Below are 20,626 nucleotides of genomic sequence, written 5' to 3'. Positions count from 1 at the left end.
GCGCACTTACGCGCCGGCAAGGAGATGGTTCAACGCCCTACGATAATCGGCGTACAGGCGCGCTTCGTCTCGGTGGCGGCGCTGCGCGACGACCTGCTCGCCGCCCACATAGACGTCGCGCACCGGCGTCTCGCCGTGCTCGCAGAACACCACTGAGGATAGCCAGCTTTGCGACGTCTGCTGCGCGAGGTTCGGATGCTGCGCGTCGAGCACGAGCCAGTCCGCGCGAGCGCCCTCCTGCAGCGCGCCCACCGCGCGCCCCGTCGCGCGCGCGCCGCCCGCGAGCGCCGCGTCGACAAGACGGTCGGCCACCTGCGCGGTCTCTGGCGACGCGAGCACGTTGCGTTCGCGCCGCGTGAGCCGCTGACCGTATTCGAGCAAGCGCAATTCGGCGCGCCAGTCTACGCCGATATGGCTGTCCGAGCCGATGCCGAACGCGCCGCCCGCATCGAGATACTCGCGCGCAGGGAAAATACCGTCGCCGAGATTCGCTTCGGTCGTGAGGCACAGGCCCGCAATCGCGCCGCTTTGTGCGAGCGCGGCGGTCTCCCGCGCATCGATATGCGTCGCATGGACAAGGCACCAGCGCGCGTTCACATCGAAGCGATCGAGCAGCCATTGCACGGGCCGCGTGCCCTCGGTCGCCATGCAAGCCTCGACTTCGGCCGTCTGCTCGGCGATGTGGATGTGGACGGGCGCACCGGGAAGCACTTGATCCAGACCTTCCAGCAGCACGCGCAACGAATCATGCGAAACCGCGCGCAGCGAATGCGGCGCGACGCCATAGCGCAACGCGCCGTGCTCGGGCCGCCATGCACGCAGTGCATCGACAATGCCGAGCAACCGGTCGGGCGTGTTGATGAAGCGCCGCTGATCGTCGCGTGGCGCTTGCGCGCCGAAGCCACTGTACTGATAGAGCACGGGCAGCATGGTCATGCCGATGCCGGTCACGCTCGCTGCGTCCACCACACGCTGCGCCAGTTCGGCGGGGCTCGCATAGTGCTGGCCGTCCTGCGCGTGATGCACATAGTGAAACTCGCAGACGGACGTGTAGCCCGCCTTGAGCATTTCCACGTAGAGCCAGCTAGCGACCGCGGCAAGATCGTCGGGCGTGATGCGCGCCGCAAAGCGGTACATCAGCTCGCGCCAGCTCCAGAAGCTGTCGGTGGGATTCGCGCGATATTCGGTGAGGCCGGCCATCGCGCGCTGGAACGCATGCGAATGAAGATTAGGCATGCCAGGCATGATCGGGCCCGACGCACGCGCGACGCCTCGAGGCGCTTGCGCGTGGTCGGGCGTCACGCCGCGCAGCGTGCCCGTGGCGTCCCATTCGAGCAGCACATTGCGGCGCCAACCGCCGGGCAAATACGCATGTTCCGCGAAAAGCGCGTTCGTCATGGAAAGCGGAGGGATCAGGGTGCTCATGAAATCAGGCTTGCGCGAAATCAAGTATGACAACCAGCAGCGCGCCTTCGCCGCACGTTTCGAGCTCCACGGCTTGCTCCGCATCCACGCGCAACGTGTCGCCGGGCGCGAGCGCGATGAAGCCCTCGCCCGCCACGCTCACCTCGGCCTGACGTTGCACGGCATGCAGCAACACGGTCTGCGCATGCACGCTGCGCCGCGTTGCCTCGCGCCACACTTCGAGCGCGCCGCGCGCGGCCTCGCGGCGCACCATCAGGTTGAACACGCGCACGGGGCCGGCGGCGATCCGTGCATCGATTGCGGCTTCACCTGCAAAGCGGGCGATATCCAGCGCGCGTTCCAGCGTATGCGTGGCATGAGGCTCTTGTTCTCCTGCGCGCGCCTCGTTCAAGTGCAAGGCCGCACCGTCGATCAACACGAGCGTGCGGTCTATGCCCTCGAAGCACGAAAACGGCCCGGCTTGAGCGATATCCGCGAGACTCGCGCGCCAAGCGAACCCATCGGGCAGCGCGCCCGTTGCGCAACCCGTCGCGATTTCGCGCGTCACGCCACCGCCGTTTTTCCACGGCGCGGGCACGAGATCGACACCGCGCAGCAGCATCACGCTCGCGCCTGCCCTGCCTTCGCGTACGGACGACCGGTTCATGTGCGCGACAACACCGCTTGCAGAAAACTGCGCGTGCGCGGCTGTGCCGGCGCGGTGAAGATCGTCGAAGGCGGCCCCGCCTCGACGATCTCGCCGCCGTCCATCACCACCACGACGTCGGCCACTTCCTTCGCGAAGCCCATTTCGTGCGTGACCACCACCATCGTCATGCCCTCGGAAGCCAGCAGCTTCATGACCTGCAGCACCTCGCCAACCAGCTCAGGGTCGAGCGCGGAAGTCGGCTCGTCGAACAACATCACGCGGGGCTGCATGGCGAGCGCCCGCGCAATGGCGACACGCTGCTTCTGCCCACCGGAAAGGCTCGCCGGCATCACATGCGCCTTATGCGCGAGCCCGACTTTCTCGAGCAGCGCAAGCGCGGCGGATTCGGCCTGCGCCTTCGATGCCCCGCGCAACATGCGCGGCCCAACCGTGATGTTGTGCAGCACCGAGAGGTGCGGAAACAGATTGAACGACTGGAACACCATGCCGACTTCGGTACGCAGCGCATTGAGCGCGCGGTCCTTGAGCATCGCGCCGTTTTCCACGAGTCGATGACCGCAGATATCGACGGTGCCGCCCTCGGGCTGCTCGAGGCCATTACAGCAGCGCAGAAACGTGCTCTTGCCCGAACCGCTCGGGCCGATCACCACGACGACCTGTTGCGGCTGAATATCGAAGTCGATGCCGTTGAGCACGAGGTGCGAACCAAACGACTTCTTGAGTCCGCGAATGCTGACGATCGGATTCAGTTGCGCGCTCATTGCACCATCCCTCCCGCGCGCAGGCGGCGCTCGACGCGATGCAGCGCATAGTTGGTCGTCTGTGTCAGCACGAGATAAACGAGCGCGATCACGAGATACACCTCCAGCGAGCGATACGAAACGCTGATGATCTTCTGGCCTTCATGCATCAGGTCGTCGATCGTCAGCAGCGAGACCAGCGCGGAATTCTTGATGAGCGCGATGAATTCGTTGCCGAGCGGCGGAATCATGCGCACCACGGCCTGCGGCAGGATGATCGCGCGCATGGCCTGCGCCGACGACATGCCGATCGACCGTGCGGCTTCCATCTGCCCGCGATCGACGGACTGGATCGCGCCGCGCACGATCTCCGAGACATACGCGGCCGAATAGAGCCCGAGCCCGAGCATGCCGCAGACGAACGCCGGAAGCAGGATGTTGAATTGCGGCAGTCCGAAGAACAGCAGGAACAGCTGCACGAGCAGCGGCGTACCGCGAAAGAACACGAGGTAGCCCGTGCAGAAGCCGTACACGAGCCGCCGTTGCGGCGCGAGCCGGCCGATGCCGATCAGGAGGCCGAGCATGCAGCTGAGCACGAGCGCCGCGGCGGTCACTTCCACCGTGACCAGCGCGCCGTGTGCGATGTCGGCCCAACCGGCGATAGCCGGAGAGAAGTCGAGTTGCATGGATCAGATCCGCCGGTTCACTTCGAACCCGTGCCGAACCACTTGTTCACGATCTGGGCGTAGGTGCCGTCCGCCTTGATCTTGGCCAGCGCAGCGTTCAGCGCATCGCGCAGCTGCGGTTCGTCCTTGCGCACGGCAATGCCATAGGCTTCCTTCGTCAGCTCGGTGTCGAGCACGCGAAATCCTGCGCGCGTGCGGGCGAACTGATACGCGGCGGGCTTGCCCGTCACGGCGGCATCCGCGCGGCCAATGCCGACCAGATCGAACATTTCCTGGTTCTTCTCGACCTCGACGCGCGTGACCTTCGGGTAGTTGTCGCGCAGGAAGTTCACCGACTTCGTGCCGACCTGAACCGAGACCTTCTTGCCCTCGAGATCGGCGAGCGTCTTGATGGGCGAGTCGGCCTTCACGAGCGCGACGAGGCCGCCCGCGAAATACGGCTGCGTGAAGTCCACCACCTGGCTGCGTTCAGGCGTGATGTAGATGCCGGAAATCGCGGCGTCGAAGCGGTGCGCGATCAGACCCGGAATCAGCCCCTTGAAGTCGATGTCGGTCCACTGGACCTGCTTGCCCATTGCCTTGGCGAGCGCGTTCATCAGGTCGACGTCGAACCCGGTGCGCTGACCGTTTTCCGTGAACTCCATCGGCGGGAACGTCGCATCGGTCGCGACCTGGAGGACGTTCTGCGCTTGCGCGCTCGCGGTGCCGGGAGCGGCGGCCGCGAACATGGCGAGGGCGACGCACGTGGCGGACAGCAGTTTATGCAGTTTCATGTTGGACTCCTGTGTGGTTTCTCGGGACGCTGCGGTTTTGGGCTTCGTTCTTTGGCTTCGTTCGTTGCGGTCAATCGGTTTGCAGACGGGCGGAAATGGTGTGCGCGGTGCGCAAGGTCCAGTCGGCGGGCTGCAGCTCGCGGCCCGCCACGCGCGACGACGGCGCCATCAAGGTGATCGACGCGTTGGCGCCCGCGCCGCGTGCAACGCGCCGGAACACAGGCGCACTCACGCCCCATACGCCAGGGTCGACTTCGCTTTCGCTCACCGCGTAGCCGCGCGCGCGAATCTGCTCCAGTTCCGCTTCCATGGCGGCGCGGCCCGGCGCGTCGCCGGCGAAGAGACGGTCGAGCGTCTCGCCGCGCGCCTTTTCGTGCATGAAGGCGAGCAATGACCTGGCCGACGCCCCGGCCTTGAGCGGCACTGCGCGCCCCTTCTCGAACGAGCAGCGCAGCGAATGCGTGCTTTCGACCATTTCGAGGCAGACCACCTGGTCGTTCACGGCGACGACGAGGCCGACACTCTCCTGCGAGGTCCGCGCGAGTTGCAGCATGCCTTCGCGGCTCGATTCGACGAGCAGGGAATTGACGTCGAAGCCGAGCGCAAGCTGCAGACTGATGGGGCCCGGCGCGTAGTAGCCGGCGTCTTCGGTCACGAAGCCCCAGCGCTTGAGCACCGCGACCTGGCGGTAGAGTGTGCTTTGCGCGAGCCCCGTGGCCGCGAGCATGTCCTTCGCGGACATCGCCTTGCCGCGGCTCGCGAGTGCCGAAAGCACCAGTAGCAGGCGCTCTGCGCCGGTAACACCGGGTTCCTGTTTCACCTGAATGACGAAGGCTGAAGTGATGCACTCAGCATGCCACGTCACTCCCGGAAATCAAAAATACGATTCCCAACGAATGGGAATGACATGCGAGGGTTTTCCCTGGCGATGTCCGATGTCCCGCGTGGGTCCGCGCGGTGTCTTTTACCGGCTTCTGGTAATGTCACGCACATGCAAACGATCCTCTCCATCGAGAATCTCTCGAAAGTCTATGCATCGGGACTCCGGGCGCTCACGAACATCAATCTCGACATTGCACGGGGCGAAATCTTCGCGCTGCTGGGGCCGAATGGCGCCGGCAAGACGACGCTGATCAGCATCGTCTGCGGCATCGTCAATGCGAGCGAAGGCAGTGTGCGCGTGGCCGGTCACGATATCCTCACCGACTACCGCGCCGCACGCTCGCTGATCGGCCTCGTGCCGCAGGAGTTGACGACCGACGCGTTCGAAACGGTCTGGGCCACCGTATCGTTCAGCCGCGGCCTGTTCGGCAAGCCGCCCAATCCCGCGTATGTCGAGCGCGTGCTGCGCGACCTCTCGCTGTGGGAGAAGCGGAACAACAAGATCATGACGCTCTCGGGCGGCATGAAGCGGCGCGTGCTGATCGCGAAGGCGCTCGCGCACGAGCCGCAAGTGCTGTTTCTGGACGAGCCGACGGCGGGTGTGGACGTCGAGCTGCGCCGCGACATGTGGGAACTCGTGCGCGGGCTCAAGGCGAATGGCGTAACGATCATCCTGACGACGCACTACATCGACGAGGCGGAGGAGATGGCCGACCGCATCGGCGTGATCAACGCTGGGAAGATCATGCTCGTCGAGCGCAAGGACGTGCTCATGCGCAAGCTCGGCCGCAAACAGCTGACGCTGCAGCTCGATGCCCCGCTGAGCGCGATTCCGGACGGCCTCGCCGCGTGGGGACTGGAGCTGGCCGACGGCGGCGCCGAACTCACCTACACCTACGACAGCGAAAACGAACGCAACGACATCATCACAACGCTGCTCAGGAACCTGAACGAGGCCGGCATCGGATTCACGGACCTGAAAACGAGCCAGAGTTCGCTGGAGGACATCTTCGTGAGTCTCGTCCATAAGGACCCGGCGGCCGCTTCACGGCCCACGCCAGATTCGGTCGCAGAAGACGGCAAAGGACAGGTAACTTCCCGATGAACCATTACGCAATTCGCGCCATTTACCGGTTCGAAATGGCGCGCACGCGGCGCACGCTGATGCAGAGCATTGTCGCGCCGGTCATTTCGACTTCGCTCTACTTCATCGTATTCGGCTCTGCAATCGGTTCGCGCATCAAGGAAGTGAACGGTGTCAGCTACGGCGCGTTCATCGTGCCGGGCCTGATCATGCTGTCGCTGCTCTCGCAGAGCATCTCGAACGCGTCGTTCGGAATCTACTTCCCGCGCTTCACGGGCACGATCTACGAGCTGCTCTCGGCGCCCGTGTCCTACCTCGAAATCGTGGTCAGCTATGTCGGCGCGGCGGCGACCAAGTCGGTCGTGCTCGGGCTCATCATCCTCGCGACCGCGGCGCTCTTCGTGCCGATCCAGATCCAGCATCCCGTGTGGATGGCGCTGTTCCTGCTGCTCACCGCGGTCACGTTCAGCCTGCTCGGTTTCATCATCGGCATCTGGGCGGACAACTTCGAGAAACTGCAGATCGTCCCACTGTTGGTCATCACGCCGCTCACGTTCCTCGGCGGCGCCTTCTACTCGGTCGACATGCTGCCGACGGCGTGGAAGGTGATCACGCTCTTCAACCCGATCGTCTATCTCATCAGCGGTTTCCGCTGGAGCTTCTACGGGCTCGCGGACGTCGACGTCGGCGTGAGTCTCGGCATGACAGCCGCCTTTCTCGCGCTGTTCCTCGCGATCACCGCGTGGATCTTCAAGACGGGCTACCGGCTGAAAACCTGACGTTAGCGAATCGACCGGGTGCCCGCCTCTAGCCTCAGGCCGGCACCTCTCCCGGCGCGCCGTCGAGCGGCCGTTCGTGCTGGCCGTTCAGCGGAGCGTCGAACGTGCCGTCCAGAATGCGCAGCTTGTCGGTCATATCGGGAAAGTTGTGACCTGCCGCGCGCAGCTCGTTCACGAGCCGATGCGCAACGGCCCGGCAGTGGGCCAACGTTTCGTGCAGACGTGGATCCGACTGCAGGCCGGTCACCGCCTTCTCCAACTCCGCGGGAGATTCGCTCAGCAAAGCGGGAACGACTTCGTCCGGCGGGATTAGCGAGCCGTGACTGAGCAATTGCGCGGTCCAGTCGCAGCCGTACAGCAGTGAGCGCCGTTCGGCCCTGCGCGCTTCGTCCTGCTCGAGCGTGGCGAGGCTGTGGCGATTCTTCTGAATCTCGGCGCGCCACGGCGCCAGAACGTCGGCACGCAGCGCCGCGATCGCTTCGCCGAGCGCCGCGTTCTGCCCACCCGCGACCAGGCGCCGCTCATCGAGCCGGTCCACCTCGTCCCGGTAGCTTTCGAGGTACGCGAGCCAGTTCAACGGCAGTTCCGGCTTTTCGAAGAATGCGCGGCGCACGTCATTGAGTTCGTTGCGAATATCCTGCAGCGCCAGGTTGTCGGCGAGACGCGCCTCGTGCACGTCGTGGGCCGTCACCATCTGCCGGTGCAGCGGAAAGAGCGGATTGCTGTAGCGCCGCTGCAGATGCCGCTCGGCCGCACCCGGCCGGGCGCTCCATTTCCAGTTGGGCAGCGTTTTCGCGTCGAATTCGACCGCCTGGATCATCGGGCGGAAAACGGACAGCGCTTCAGCGGTCGCGTGGCGAAAGCAGTCCGCCAGCTTGTAGTCGTTGCCTTGCAGGGAGGCGGACTCATCCCCGGCATACGGCGAGTCGGGCCTGAGCCTCAACGTGCCGGTGGCCAGAAAGAACTCCATCGGCAATTCGACGCTCAGGCCTTCCAGCCTGAACGCGCGCTGCTCGGCGGAAACCGTCTCGACGGCATGTGCGAGGCGGTTTTCCTGATCGAGGAGCGCATCGATCGCGTCTCCCGACGACGGCTGCGCCGCGTCGGCAAGCAGGCAGAACGTTTCGCGCGCCATTCTCGCCGCGATGGTGCCGTGCTTCTCGGCAAAGAGCCAGAACCAGAGAGCGAGCTGATAGCCCTTGACCCCATTTTGGGCGATCGCTTCGACTTCGGGTGCGAATGCGATGCCGGGCGCGGCCCAGTTCGCAAACGGCGGCGTGCCGACGCCCTGGTACATGCTCAGGAGTTGGCGTATCGATTCATGCGTATTGGTGGGCCAGTTGCGCGCCTCTTCCTGGCGCTTCTCTGCCTTCCAGAACCTCCAGTCCATTCTGAACCTCGCAAGAGAGCAAGAGTCTCGGTGCGACTCGCTGCGAGGGATACTTGCACACTCCGCCGAGGGCGTAAACCGGTGATGTCCGCGCTTGCCTTTCAAGCCCCGCTCAATTCCTGATGGAGCGCGACGAATTCGCGCGTGAGTTTGTGCGCCGGATCGAGGTGGACGACGGGCTTGGCCTGCTGATGCGATTCGCGAATCTTCACCGAAGAAGACAGCCGCGACGACAGCACCGGCAGCCCTTCATCGACGAGTTCGTCCACGAGTTTCTGCGGCAGGCTCGCGCGCGGCTGGAACTGGTTGATGACGATGCCTTCGACCGTGAGCGCCGCATTGTGGTCCTGCTGAATTTCTTTCACGTTCTCGAGCAGCGTATAGAGTGCGCGGCGCGAGAAGTCGTCGCAGTCGAATGGAATGAGGCAGCGCTCGACCGCGATCAGCGCAGAGCGCGTGTAGAAGTTCAGCGCAGGCGGCGTGTCGATGTAGATCGCATCGTACATGTCGAGTTCTTTGAGCGCGTCGCGCAGCTTGTAGATCTTGTAGCGCGACTCGAGCTTCCCATGCAGCGTGTCGAGATCGGGATGCGCGGGCATCACGTCGAGATTCTCGAAGGGTGACGAATGAATGAACGACGTGACCTCGACCGGCCGGAAGCTGAAGGTCAGCGCGGTTTCGAAGAAGTCGGCGACGTTGGGCTTCGCGTCGGCGCAAGCCGCGCCGAGCAGGTACTGGCTCGAATTTGACTGCGCGTCGAGGTCGATGACGAGCGTACGCCGACCCTCAATCGCGCTGATCGCAGCGAGATTACAAACGATCGTTGACTTGCCTACGCCACCCTTCTGGTTGAACACCACGCGCCGCATGTCTTCGCTCCCCTCTTTCTCTCTCATTCAATGAGATGGATGGGATGAGCATACCCGATGCGGCGGTGCAAAAAAGATTTTTGGTGGCGGTTTTCCAGGCAAGCACAGTCACGCGGCTAATTACATAACCGCTTCATTTTCCAGAGCCTGGCTGGTTATAACCCGTACCGTCGCATGCGTAACTTGCGGTGGCTGGCAGCGCCAGCACTAGCGATAGAGCCAACAGGGCTGCAAAGATGCGCCGAGCTTTCATTTGCGTTTCTCCTGTTCAAATGGACGCCGGTAGGTTAAGGATAGGTCAGGTGACTTAAAGAGCAATTTCGCGTGATTACGACCGGAAATTCTGGCTCAAGCGTGTTCCCAAAACCTGCGCTGCACCTGCATCACTTCCTCTTCGACCTCCGCTACGGGCCCGATCAGGTCAACACGCTTCTGGCAATGATCGAAAACATAGCGCGACGACACGTTCATTGTCGGATTCTCCGCGTGATCGCCCGTGGCCTGCAGCAACCGCTCTTCCGTCATGCCGAACACCACGCGCCCGATGTTCGCCCAATAGGCCGTGCCCGCGCACATGCAGCACGGCTCGACCGTCGTATAGAGCGTGCAACTCCACAAGTATTGGGGCGTAAAGTTGAGGGCGGCGACGCGCGAGAGCACGGCTTCCGCATGATTGACGGTATCGACATTGCCCTGTTCGATGAGAACCGATTCCTGATCGGGTCCGACGAGAATGGCGCCAAACGGGTGATGGCCCAACTGCGTCGCGCGTTCCGCGACTACGCTTGCGTGCCGCAAATGGCGGACGATCTGTTCGCGCGTCGGCGCGAGCCCTTGCTCGGGGAATTCAGAAGCGTTCTGTTGTGGGGACATGGTCAAGCTCAAAGCTTGTCTCCTCCTTGCGGGCAATTTCATTTCGGCAACGCGCCGTCCACGCCCTGCACGAACCAGTTCAGCCGCAGCAACTCGGCGTCGGGCAGCGACGTGCCCGCTGCCACCTTGATCGCACCGCTCTGATCCTTGATCGGGCCGGCGAACGGATCGAATTTGCCGGCGATGATGTCGTCGCGCTTTTGCGCAAGCGCCTTTTGCGCGGCAGGCGAGACGGTTGCGGTGTTGATGTCGGCGAGGTCGATGGCTTTTTCCTTGAGGCCCCACCACGTCGGCGTGTTGCTCCACGTGCCGGCTTGCACCTGGTCGATCAGGTGAGAGTAATAGACGCCCCAGTAACTCACGCAAGCCCCCAACTGGGCATTCGGCCCGAACTTCTTCATGTCGGAGTCCCATCCGAACGCGTGCACTTTCTTCTGCTCTGCCGTCTGCATCGTCGCCGTCGAATCGGTGTTCTGGATCAGCACGTCCGCGCCCTGGCCGATCAACGTTTCGGCGGCCTGTTTCTCCTTACCCGGATCGAACCAGCTATTGATCCAGATGACCTTGACCTTCGCATTCGGATTGACCGAACGCGCGCCCATCGTGAAGGCGTTGATGTTGCGCACTACTTCGGGCACCGGCACCGAGGCGACGAAGCCGAGCGTATTCGTCTTCGTCGTATAGCCGCCAACGAGGCCGGCCAGATATGCGCTCTGGTACGTGCGCACGTCATAGGTCGCGAAGTTCGCGGCCTTCTTGTACCCCGTCGCATGCTCGAAGACGACGTCGGGATAATCCTTTGCGGTCTTCAGTTCGAAGTCCTGAAAGCCAAAACTCGAGCCTACGATAATCTTGTTGCCCTTGTTCGCGAGATCGCGAAACACGCGCTCCGAGTCGGCCGATTCGGGCACGTTCTCCACACGCGTGACCTTGATCTTGTCGCCGAACTTCGCTTCGATCGCCTTCACGCCCTGTTCATGCGCGTAGGTCCAGCCTGCGTCGCCGGGGTTGCCGAGATAGACGAACGCGACGCCCATCGGGGCCGCTGCGGCGGCGGTGGGGCCGAACGCGACCCAGGCGCCGAGCGTGGCGAACAGCGTAGCCACGAGACGCAGTGAGCGCACTGACGTGCGAGCGAATCTTGTTGCCATGTGGTCTCCGGAACAGGGAATGGAAAAGTCAAATAGTGGTCAGTCAAAATCGAGGCCGAAATGTCGATTCATTATGTGATGGATAACGGAATCGATATAACGCTCCACGTGCCGTTGGCGCACGCTATCGCCAATGGCTTCACGATGGAACGCGTCGTGCTTGCCGAACCCGTTGCCCCTTCAACCGCTGCGCTCCGGAGACCTGCCATGCAAACCGCACTCGCTACTGACTTTTCGCACGTCAAGCCGCAGGACACTTCATTCACGGGCGGCGGGCTGCGCGACTTCTTTGTCTATCGCGACCTGGGCATCGCCAGGGCCACGCATGGCAAGGTGGTTGCGCAACTCGTCCGGGCAAATCTTGCGCCGGAACGGGGCACGGGCTGGCACCGGCATGAGGCAGAGTTTCATATCGTCATCATGCTCAAGGGCTGGGCGCGCTTCATGTACGGCGACAAGGAAACGCTCGTCGAAGCGGGCGACTGCGTGCATCAGGCGCCGGGCATCGCCCACTACCTCTTCGACTACTCGCCCGACATGGAGTACCTCGAAATCGTGAGCCCCGCCGACTTCAAGTCGATCGATGTGGAAGCGCCCTGCGCCGTGCCCGCGCCGACACCCTGGCAGGCGAGCCCCGCAGTCTAAGGCGCTCGACCTGGTCGGGCTACGTTGCGGCGGCGCGGCTGATTGCCGTTGCCGCATGCGCGTCGGCATCGAGCAGCGCGCGCAGGGTCACCCGATCGTCGCTCATCGCCTCCGGCGCCGCGACGCGCCGCGCGCGCGGCTCGTGGTCGTGAATGGTCGAACGCACCAGCGGATAGATCTGCGTGTCCCAGCGACGGCCGTTGAATACGCCGTAGTGACCCACGCCCGTCTGCACATGATGCGTCTTCATATAGGGGCGCAGCCCCCGGCACAGGTCATGGGCGGCCACAGTCTGGCCAACCGCGCAGATATCGTCCTTCTCGCCTTCGATCGTGAGCAGCGCGGTGCGGCGGATCGCGTGCGGTTCCACGAGACGCTCGCCCACCTTGAGCTTGCCTAACGGCAGGGCGTATTCCTGAAACACCGAGCTGACCGTTTCCAGGTAGAACTCGGCCGTGAGATCGGACGTGGCGAAATACTCGCGATAGAACACGTTGAGCGCATCCGCTCTCGTGGGGTCGCCCTTCGCCCGCTCGTGGCGCATCTCCTCGAACGAAGCGAGATGGCGCTGGAGGTTCATCGACATGAACGCGCTGAGCTGCACGAAGCCCGGATATACACGCCGCTGCGCGCCCGGAAAACCGCCTGGCACCGCGCTGATGAGATTGCGCTCGAACCACTTGATCGGCTTGCTGTTGGCGAGTTCGTTGACCTTGGTGGGATTCACGCGGCAATCGATCGGTCCCGCCATCAGCGTCATGCTCGCGGGCTGCGCGGGATCGTTGTCGGCGGCCATCAGCGAGACGGCCGCGAGCGCCGCGACCGTCGGCTGGCAGATCGCCACCAGATGCGCATCGGGGCCGACTCTCCGAATGAAGGACATGACGTGCTCGACGTATTCGTCAAAACCGAAGCGCCCCGCCGACAAGGGCACGTCGCGCGGGTTGTGCCAGTCGGTGATATAGACGTCGTGGTCGGCGAGCATGGTGCGCACGGTCCCGCGCAGCAGCGTCGCGAAGTGCCCCGACATCGGCGCGACGAGCAGCACGCGCGGCTGTGGCGTGGCGACGTCCTTGCGAAAGTGCAGCAGCGAGGCGAACGGCGTGCGCTTGACGACGGCTTCCGTCACCGGCGTGCGCACGCCATCCACCTCCACCCCATCGATTTCGAACGGCGGCCGTGCGTGCGAGAGCCCGGCAAGCTCGATCTGCTCCCACCAGGCGTCGAGATAGCGCGCGTCGAATCCGCACGCGAGCGCAGGCCACGCCGCGAGCGCCGCGCGCGAAAACGACGCGCCGGCGCGCCCGAACCTCGTCAAGTCCGCGATCGTCTGGTAGGCCAGATAGGCAAGCAGGTTCATGGGCGCAGCTCTCGCTTGTTTTTGAACGCGAAGCGAAGCAGGCAATACGTATGCCAGAAGCGTTCATTGGCACAGTGCTTGCACCTGCACGGCCAGGCGCGCGGGCGCTTCGCACAAAGCGGCGGTTGCGCCTTCCTGCATGCTGCAATGTAGTGCGTCGAATCGGCGCGAGCGGTGCATGCAGGTGCGATGCGCGCATTCGGTGCATGCGGGTTCCTGCGCGTCGCACTGTTGGCCGCCATGTCCTCACCGTTCAGGAGCACTCGATGAGTCAGACGAATACGACCCTGACGATCAGCAGCCGGAACTATTCGTCGTGGTCCATGCGCGGCTGGCTGCTTGCCAGACTCGCCGGACTCGAATTCGACACGGTGACGGTGCCGCTCGACGACGCGGCCACGCGCGCCGAACTGCTGCTGCTTTCGCCTTCGATCCTCGTTCCCTGCCTGCGCCACGACGGCATCACGGTCTGGGACACGCTTGCGATTTGCGAGTACCTCAACGAGATCCAGCCGCAGGCGCAGCTGTTGCCCGCGGACCGCACGGCGCGCGCGCACTGCCGCTCGGTGTGCGGGGAAATGCATTCGGGCTTCAGCGCATTGCGCTCCGCCCTGCCGATGAACCTGCGCGGCCACTTTCCGAACTTTCGCGTCTGGTCGCGTGCGCAGGACGACATCGCGCGCATCGTGACTATCTGGCGCGAATGCCTGCAGAAGTACGGCGGCCCCTGGCTCTTCGGCGAGATCGGCGCGGCGGATGCGATGTATGCGCCCGTCGTCACGCGCCTGCTCACCTATGACGTGCCGATCGACCCCGACATCGGCGACTACTGCATGCGCGTGCTCAAGCAGCCATACGTCGCCGAATGGATCGCGGCGGCCCAGTCGGAAACGGAGGACATCGACGAACTCGATATGGAGTTCTGAGCGTCGCCGCGCACCAACATCGAGCATGTCGTGCCGCTGGATTCGGCATGGAAGTTGCATTGCCCCTACGCAGCCCGGCACGAATAAACACGACCAATCGCGCGCAAAAAGGCAGCGAACGGAAAAAACGCACATGAAGCCAACAGCCTTCAACGAGATGTTCGAGTACGGGGATTTCGACGTTCGCGGCCTCGCCGCCACGGCGTTCGCGCAGGCCGGCGAGCCGCGCGCCCACTACCGCGAATTCTTCGCCTGGATGCGCAGGCAGAGCGAGCAGCAGATGCTCAAGAAGCGCGCCGAAGCCGATGCCATCTTCCGGCGTGTGGGCATCACCTTCGCCGTTTATGGCGAAAAGGACATAACGGGTGCGGGCACCGAGCGCACGATTCCGTTCGACGTGATCCCGCGCATCTTCCAGCGCCAGGAGTGGAACACGCTCGAGCGCGGCCTGCGCCAGCGCGTGAACGCGCTCAACCGCTTCATCCACGACATCTATCACGAGCAGGAGATCGTCAAGCGCGGCATCGTGCCAGCCGACCAGATCCTGCGCAACGCGCAATACCGCCCCGAGATGCAGGGCGTGCACGTCGCGCACGACATCTATGCGCATATCGCGGGCATCGACATCGTGCGCGCCGGCGAGGGCGAGTTCTACGTGCTCGAGGACAACCTGCGCGTGCCCTCCGGCGTCTCGTACATGCTGGAAAACCGCAAGATGATGATGCGGCTCTTTCCCGATCTGTTCGTGCGCAATCGCGTGGCGCCCGTTGCGCACTACCCCGACCTGCTGCTCGACACGCTGCGCGCCGCCGCGCCGCCCGGCACCGACAATCCGACGGTCGTACTGCTCACGCCCGGCATGTACAACTCGGCCTACTTCGAGCACGCGTTCCTCGCGCAGCAAATGGGCATCGAGCTCGTGGAAGGCCAGGACCTGTTCGTCGAGAACGATCACCTCTATATGCGCACCACGAAGGGCCCGCAGCGCGTGGACGTGATCTACCGGCGCGTGGACGACGACTTTCTCGATCCGCACGTTTTCCGGTCCGATTCGGCGCTCGGCGCGGCGGGCCTCATGAACGTCTACCGCAAGGGCAACGTGACGCTGTGCAACGCGGTGGGCACGGGCGTCGCCGACGACAAGTCGATCTACCCCTACGTGCCGGACATGGTGCGCTTCTATCTGGGCGAGGAGCCGCTGCTCAAGAACGTGCCCACGTGGATGTGCCGCAAGGCCGACGACCTGCGCTACGTGCTCGACCATCTGCCGGAGCTGGTCGTGAAGGAAACGCACGGCGCGGGCGGCTACGGCATGCTGATCGGTCCCGCTGCCACGCGCGCCGAGATCGAGGCGTTTCGCGCGGCGCTGGTCGCGAACCCGGACAAGTACATCGCGCAGCCCACGCTCTCGCTTTCCACCTGCCCGACGTGGGTCGAAACGGGCGTCGCGCCGCGCCACATCGACCTGCGTCCGTTCGTGCTCTCGGGCAAGGAAGTGCGCATGGTGCCGGGCGGGCTCACGCGGGTCGCGCTGCGCGAGGGCTCGCTCGTGGTCAATTCCTCGCAGGGCGGCGGCACGAAGGACACCTGGGTGCTGGAGCGCTGAGCCGGCGCCTCAACGAACTCGCGCGGCGCGTGGACGTTCACGACCGCGAAGACGAAGCCGAGATCACGCGATGAACGAAGCGCAATTTGTCGATGACGGGCGAAGCCAGCGCGAACGGGTAGCCGTCGGGCATGCCGAGGCTGCGGTTCAGGCTGTTCAGCGCGTAGGTGAGCGGAAACCAGCGCGCCAGCAGGCTGTCGAAGCTCGCCTCGTCCACCGGCGTCTGGTCGACCAGCGTGGGCTCGTCGGGGCTTTCGGGCAGCAGCGCGAGGCCGCAGGCCGTGGCCGTATCGAGCGTATCGACGATATGCAGGTAATGCGCCCACGTCTCGGCCCAGTCCTCCCACGGATGCACCGACGCATACGCGCTCACGTGGCGCTCGGCCCAGTCGGGCGCGGGGCCGTCGGCGTAGTGCGCGGCGAGCGCTGCGGCATAGTCGGCGCGCTCGTCGCCGAAGCGGCGGCGAAACGGTTCGAGCCAACGCCCCGTCGGCTCCTGCGCGATGAGACGATCGAAATAGTAGTGGCCGACCTCGTGGCGAAAATGCCCCAACAAGGTGCGATACGGCTCGTGCAGCGAAATGCGCGTGCGCTCGCGATGCGCGTCGTCGGCCTCGGCGATGTTCATCGTGATGAGCCCGTGATCGTGGCCCGTCATGATGCGCTGGCCGTCGCCCGTCTCTTCGAGAAATTCGAATTGCAGGCCGTGTTCCGGGTCTTCGGCGCGCGTGACGAGCGGCAGGCCGAGCGCCCCCAGCGTGTAGAGCAGGCGCCGCTTGGCCGTCTCGAGGCGATACCAGTAAAGACGGTTCTCGGGCCGCGAGAGGTCGGGAATCGTGCGCGTGAACTGGCAGGCGCGGCAAAGCGTGTCGTCGCAATCGGCCGGAATCATGCCGTTGCAGACCTTTTCGACTGCGTAGTTGTGGCACTGACGAAAGAGCGCACCGTTTGCCTGCGCACTCAGACTGCGCCAGCGCCCCCCGCCCGCATCCTCGAACGCGTGCATCTCCCCCGTCTGCGGCACATAGCCGAGGCGGGCCTCGCATCGCTCGCAGCGCTCGTTTTCGAAAAACACCAGCTGATTGCAGTGATCGCAGTGAAAGGTCTTCATTGCCGCATTCCCGTGATGGCCGCGCGTTCCGCTGTGCCTCGCGCAGCACGCCGCGTGCCTCGCACTCGCGTGGCCGCCGCTGTCACATCCTGCACTCGCGCCGTGCGCATCATAGGCGCGCTGCGCCGTGCGCCTTTTCAGCCGTTCCATCCACGTCGATCGAGGAGTCGGGTGTGTCCATCCGTGTCGCGTTAAACCATGTCACGCAGTATCGCTATGACCGGCTCGTGCGCCTCGCGCCACACGTGGTGCGCCTGCGCCCCGCGCCGCACTGCCGCACGCCTATCCTTTCGTACTCGATGCGCGTGGAACCCGCCGGTCATTTCGTCAACTGGCAGCAGGACCCTTTCGCCAACTATCAGGCGCGGCTCGCGTTTCCCGAGCCGACGCGCGAATTCCGCGTCACGATCGATCTGGTTGCGGAAATGGCGGTCTACAACCCGTTCGACTTCTTTCTCGAACCGAGCGCCGAGCACTTTCCGTTCACGTACGCGCCCGAGCTGGCCGCGGAGCTGGCGCCGTATCTCGCGCACAGCGAGCCGACGCCGCGCTTCGCCGCGTTCGTCGAGACGATCGATCGCACGCCGCGCGTGACCATCGACTTCCTCGTCGATCTGAACCAGCGCCTGCAACGCGAGATCGGCTACCTGATCCGCATGGAGCCGGGTGTGCAGACGCCCGAGGAAACGCTGGAGAAAGGCTCCGGCTCGTGCCGCGACACGGGCTGGCTGCTCGTGCAGACGCTGCGTCAGCTCGGGCTCGCGGCGCGCTTCGTGTCGGGCTATCTGCTGCAACTCACGCCCGACGTCAAGGCGATCGACGGCCCGCGCGGCGCCGAGGCCGACTTCACCGATCTGCACGCCTGGTGCGAAGTCTATCTGCCGGGCGCGGGCTGGATAGGGCTCGATCCGACCTCGGGCCTGCTCGCGGGCGAAGGCCATATTCCGGTGGCGTGCACGCCGGAGCCCGGCAGCGCGGCGCCGATCTCCGGCGCGCTCGACGAATGCGAAGTCGAGTTTTCGCATTCGATGTCGATCTCGCGCGTGCTCGAAACGCCGCGTGTGACGAAGCCCTACACCGAAGCGCAATGGGCCGACATGCACGCCATGGGTGTCCAGGTGGACGCCGCGCTCGCCAACCAGGACGTGCGCCTCACGATGGGCGGCGAGCCGACCTTCGTGGCGGCGGGCGACCGCGACGCGCCCGAATGGAACACCGATGCGCTCGGCCCGACCAAGCGCCGCTACGCCATCGCGCTGATGGACAAGCTGCGCGCACACTATGGCGCGCTGGGCTTTCTGCATATCGGCCAGGGCAAGTGGTATCCGGGCGAGCAGTTGCCGCGCTGGGCGCTTTCGCTCTTCTGGCGCGCGGACGGCGAACCGTGCTGGCGCGATCCCGCGCTCTTCGCCGACGAGCGCTCGCCGACCCACCACACGGCCCAGGACGCCCAGCGCTTCATCGAACACCTCGCGGCGAAGCTCGCGGTCGATCCACAACACGTGCAACCCGGCTACGAGGACACCTGGTATTACCTGTGGCGCGAGCGCCGGCTGCCCGTGAACGTCGATCCGTTCGACTCGCGCCTCGACGACGAGCTGGAACGCATGCGGCTGCGCCGCGTGTTCGACGCGGGCCTCGATACCGTCACCGGCTACGTGCTGCCGCTCGCGTGCGAGCGCGGCGAGCTGCCTGCGGCCCAACCCGCCCTGCAGGGCCCGCGCTGGGTGAGCGGCCCGTGGTTCTTCCGCGACGCGCGCATGTACCTCCTCCCCGGCGACTCGCCGATGGGCTACCGTCTGCCGCTCGATTCGCTGCCGTGGGTCGCTGAGGGCGACTACCCGTGGCAGCATTCCCGCGATCCGTTCGCCGCCCCGGCGCCGCTGCGCAGTGCCGCCGAGCTTCGCATGCAGTACGAGACAGGCTTCGATGCCAGCGCGCGATCGCGTCAGGTGGAGGGCACGGGAAGCGCGAACGGACCTGAAACAAACCGCTATCCGGAGCGCGGCGAATCCGCCGCCTGGATCCACCGCACCGCGTTGTGCGTCGAAGCACGCGACCCCGCGCGCGCCGCCGGGCCAAAAGCCGAAGCCGCCTCCTTTGGCCGCGCGCAAGGCCAGCTTCACGTGTTCATGCCGCCGCTCGCCGAACTCGACGATTACCTCGATCTGCTGGCCGCCGTCGAAACCACCGCCGCCGAGCTGGCGCTGCCCGTCGTGATCGAAGGCTATCCGCCGCCGCGCGACGCGCGCCTGAAGATGCTCCAGGTCACGCCCGACCCCGGCGTGATCGAGGTGAACATCCACCCGTCGTCGAACTGGGACGAACTGGTCGAGCGCACCGAATTCCTTTATCAGGCCGCGCACGAAACGCTGCTTTCCACCGAGAAGTTCATGCTCGACGGCCGGCACACCGGCACCGGCGGGGGCAATCACCTCGTGCTCGGCGGCGCCACGCCCGCCGACAGCCCGTTCCTGCGCCGCCCCGACCTGCTTGCGAGCCTCGTGGCCTACTGGCACAACCATCCCTCGCTGTCGTACCTGTTTTCGGGCCTCTTCATCGGGCCGACGAGCCAGGCGCCGCGCGTGGACGAAGCGCGCAACGATCAGGTCTACGAACTGGAAGTCGCGTTCGCCGAGATCCAGCGCCAGGTCGATCTGCTGCGCGGCTTCGGGAGCCCCTTCGACGATGGCCCGCGCGTGCCGCCCTGGCTCATCGACCGCACGCTGCGCAACATCCTCATCGACGTGACCGGCAACACGCATCGCGCCGAGTTCTGCATCGACAAGCTCTACTCGCCCGACGGCCCGACCGGCCGCCTCGGCCTGCTCGAGCTGCGCGGCTTCGAAATGCCGCCGCACGCGCGCATGAGCCTCGCACAGCAACTGCTGCTGCGTGCGCTCGTCGCGCGCTTCTGGAAGACGCCGTACACGCAGCGCCTCACGCGCTGGGGCACCGAGCTGCACGACCGCTTCATGCTCTCGACCTTCGTGCAGATGGATTTCGACGACGTGCTCGCCGAAACGTCCGCAGCGGGATTCGCGCTCGATCCCGCCTGGTTCGCGCCGCACTTCGAATTCCGCTTCCCGCTGGTCGGCGAACTGCAGACGAGCGGCATTGCGCTCTCGGTGCGCCATGCGCTCGAACCGTGGCACGTGATGGGCGAAGAAGGCGGAGCCGGCACGACGGTGCGCTATGTCGATTCGTCGGTCGAGCGGCTCGAAGTGCGGGTGCTCGGCATCAACGAGAGCCGCCACGTCGTGAGCGTGAACGGCCGCGCGCTGCCGCTTCAGCCGACCGGGCGCGTGAGCGAGAGCGTGGCGGGGGTGCGGTTTCGCGCGTGGCAACAGGCGGCGTCGCTGCATCCGACCATCGGCGTGCACGCGCCGCTCACGATCGATATCGTCGACACCTGGAGTGCGCGCGCGATCGGCGGATGCCAGTATCATGTTGCGCATCCGGGCGGCCGCAGTTATCAGACGTTTCCGGTCAACGCCTACGAGGCCGAGAGCCGGCGGCGCGCGCGCTTCTTCACGACCGGCCACACGCCGGGGCCCGTGGAAGTGGCGCCCCCCGAGCGCAGCCTCGAGTTTCCGTTCACACTGGATCTACGCTGCGGCTGATTGCGGCCGATAACCCGTCAAGCGCCCTAACCGAAGGCGTGCCTCGCGAGCGAG

General features: G+C 64.9%; 18 protein-coding genes. 6 read left to right on the top strand and 12 right to left on the bottom strand.

Going from position 1 to position 20,626, the window contains the following annotated elements:
* Positions 1–6: 6 nt before the first annotated feature.
* The 6 genes from BFD71_RS10410 to BFD71_RS10385 form a co-directional block, all read right to left on the bottom strand.
* Positions 7–1,425, bottom strand: coding sequence for a formimidoylglutamate deiminase (locus tag BFD71_RS10410; protein ID WP_370684265.1), 1,419 nt, complete (start codon positions 1,423–1,425; stop codon positions 7–9).
* A gap of 4 nt (positions 1,426–1,429) precedes the next feature.
* Entirely contained in the window at positions 1,430–2,071 is a 642-nt protein-coding gene (locus tag BFD71_RS10405) for a HutD/Ves family protein (protein ID WP_069263176.1), read from the bottom strand.
* Complete coding sequence (locus tag BFD71_RS10400) at positions 2,068–2,835, bottom strand: amino acid ABC transporter ATP-binding protein (protein ID WP_069263174.1); 768 nt, start codon at positions 2,833–2,835, stop codon at positions 2,068–2,070. Before BFD71_RS10400 ends, BFD71_RS10405 begins: the two co-directional genes overlap by 4 nt.
* Positions 2,832–3,500 (bottom strand): amino acid ABC transporter permease, encoded by a 669-nt coding sequence (locus tag BFD71_RS10395; RefSeq protein WP_069263172.1) that lies wholly within the window; start codon positions 3,498–3,500, stop codon positions 2,832–2,834. The genes BFD71_RS10400 and BFD71_RS10395 overlap by 4 nt, the downstream gene beginning before the upstream one ends.
* A gap of 17 nt (positions 3,501–3,517) precedes the next feature.
* Positions 3,518–4,273, bottom strand: a complete 756-nt coding sequence (locus BFD71_RS10390; protein ID WP_069263170.1) for a transporter substrate-binding domain-containing protein — start codon at positions 4,271–4,273, stop codon at positions 3,518–3,520.
* A 70-nt stretch (positions 4,274–4,343) separates the two neighbouring features.
* Entirely contained in the window at positions 4,344–5,093 is a 750-nt protein-coding gene (locus BFD71_RS10385; RefSeq protein WP_069263554.1) for an IclR family transcriptional regulator, read from the bottom strand.
* A 171-nt stretch (positions 5,094–5,264) separates the two neighbouring features.
* On the opposite strand from BFD71_RS10385, the gene BFD71_RS10380 reads away from it, so the two are divergent.
* Both BFD71_RS10380 and BFD71_RS10375 read left to right on the top strand, forming a co-directional pair.
* Positions 5,265–6,260, top strand: coding sequence for an ABC transporter ATP-binding protein (locus BFD71_RS10380; RefSeq protein WP_083245168.1), 996 nt, complete (start codon positions 5,265–5,267; stop codon positions 6,258–6,260).
* Positions 6,257–7,018: an ABC transporter permease gene (locus tag BFD71_RS10375; RefSeq protein WP_042270119.1), complete on the top strand. Its 762-nt coding sequence runs from the start codon at positions 6,257–6,259 to the stop codon at positions 7,016–7,018. Before BFD71_RS10380 ends, BFD71_RS10375 begins: the two co-directional genes overlap by 4 nt.
* Positions 7,019–7,052: 34 nt before the next feature.
* Here the strand turns inward: BFD71_RS10375 and BFD71_RS10370 are convergent, their stop codons facing one another.
* The 4 genes from BFD71_RS10370 to BFD71_RS10355 all read right to left on the bottom strand — a co-directional run bounded on the left by BFD71_RS10370 (position 7,053) and on the right by BFD71_RS10355 (position 11,301).
* Positions 7,053–8,408 carry a tryptophan leader peptide gene (locus BFD71_RS10370; RefSeq protein ID WP_256094595.1) on the bottom strand — a complete coding sequence of 452 codons (1,356 nt, stop codon included), beginning with the start codon at positions 8,406–8,408 and terminating at the stop codon, positions 7,053–7,055.
* Between the two features lie 101 nt (positions 8,409–8,509).
* Entirely contained in the window at positions 8,510–9,277 is a 768-nt protein-coding gene (locus BFD71_RS10365; RefSeq protein ID WP_069263168.1) for a ParA family protein, read from the bottom strand.
* Positions 9,278–9,625: 348 nt separating this feature from the next.
* Complete coding sequence (locus BFD71_RS10360) at positions 9,626–10,162, bottom strand: nucleoside deaminase (RefSeq protein WP_069263167.1); 537 nt, start codon at positions 10,160–10,162, stop codon at positions 9,626–9,628.
* Between the two features lie 26 nt (positions 10,163–10,188).
* On the bottom strand, positions 10,189–11,301 hold the full coding sequence (locus tag BFD71_RS10355) for a BMP family ABC transporter substrate-binding protein (protein ID WP_069263165.1): 1,113 nt from the start codon (positions 11,299–11,301) through the stop codon (positions 10,189–10,191).
* A 207-nt stretch (positions 11,302–11,508) separates the two neighbouring features.
* On the opposite strand from BFD71_RS10355, the gene BFD71_RS10350 reads away from it, so the two are divergent.
* Positions 11,509–11,946 carry a cupin domain-containing protein gene (locus tag BFD71_RS10350; RefSeq protein WP_069263551.1) on the top strand — a complete coding sequence of 146 codons (438 nt, stop codon included), beginning with the start codon at positions 11,509–11,511 and terminating at the stop codon, positions 11,944–11,946.
* A 19-nt stretch (positions 11,947–11,965) separates the two neighbouring features.
* Here BFD71_RS10350 and BFD71_RS10345 read toward each other — a convergent pair whose 3' ends face one another.
* Positions 11,966–13,306, bottom strand: coding sequence for a polyhydroxyalkanoate depolymerase (locus BFD71_RS10345; RefSeq protein WP_069263163.1), 1,341 nt, complete (start codon positions 13,304–13,306; stop codon positions 11,966–11,968).
* Between the two features lie 266 nt (positions 13,307–13,572).
* On the opposite strand from BFD71_RS10345, the gene BFD71_RS10340 reads away from it, so the two are divergent.
* Together BFD71_RS10340 and BFD71_RS10335 are read left to right on the top strand one after the other, a co-directional pair.
* Positions 13,573–14,232 (top strand): glutathione S-transferase family protein, encoded by a 660-nt coding sequence (locus BFD71_RS10340; RefSeq protein ID WP_069263162.1) that lies wholly within the window; start codon positions 13,573–13,575, stop codon positions 14,230–14,232.
* A gap of 157 nt (positions 14,233–14,389) precedes the next feature.
* Positions 14,390–15,838 carry a circularly permuted type 2 ATP-grasp protein gene (locus tag BFD71_RS10335; RefSeq protein WP_256094612.1) on the top strand — a complete coding sequence of 483 codons (1,449 nt, stop codon included), beginning with the start codon at positions 14,390–14,392 and terminating at the stop codon, positions 15,836–15,838.
* Between the two features lie 37 nt (positions 15,839–15,875).
* On the opposite strand, the gene BFD71_RS10330 is transcribed toward BFD71_RS10335, so the two are convergent.
* The gene (locus tag BFD71_RS10330; protein WP_069263159.1) at positions 15,876–16,949 is read right to left on the bottom strand and encodes a zinc-binding metallopeptidase family protein; all 1,074 of its coding nucleotides are present in this window, start codon (positions 16,947–16,949) and stop codon (positions 15,876–15,878) included.
* A 173-nt stretch (positions 16,950–17,122) separates the two neighbouring features.
* On the opposite strand from BFD71_RS10330, the gene BFD71_RS10325 reads away from it, so the two are divergent.
* Positions 17,123–20,572 carry a transglutaminase family protein gene (locus tag BFD71_RS10325; RefSeq protein WP_069263158.1) on the top strand — a complete coding sequence of 1,150 codons (3,450 nt, stop codon included), beginning with the start codon at positions 17,123–17,125 and terminating at the stop codon, positions 20,570–20,572.
* Positions 20,573–20,626: the final 54 nt, after the last annotated feature.

This window comes from Paraburkholderia nodosa (genome assembly GCF_001718195.1).
GTDB lineage: Bacteria > Pseudomonadota > Gammaproteobacteria > Burkholderiales > Burkholderiaceae > Paraburkholderia > Paraburkholderia nodosa_A.
Note: the sequence above shows the minus strand (reverse complement) of the source record. Positions and strands in the feature narration are given on the sequence as shown.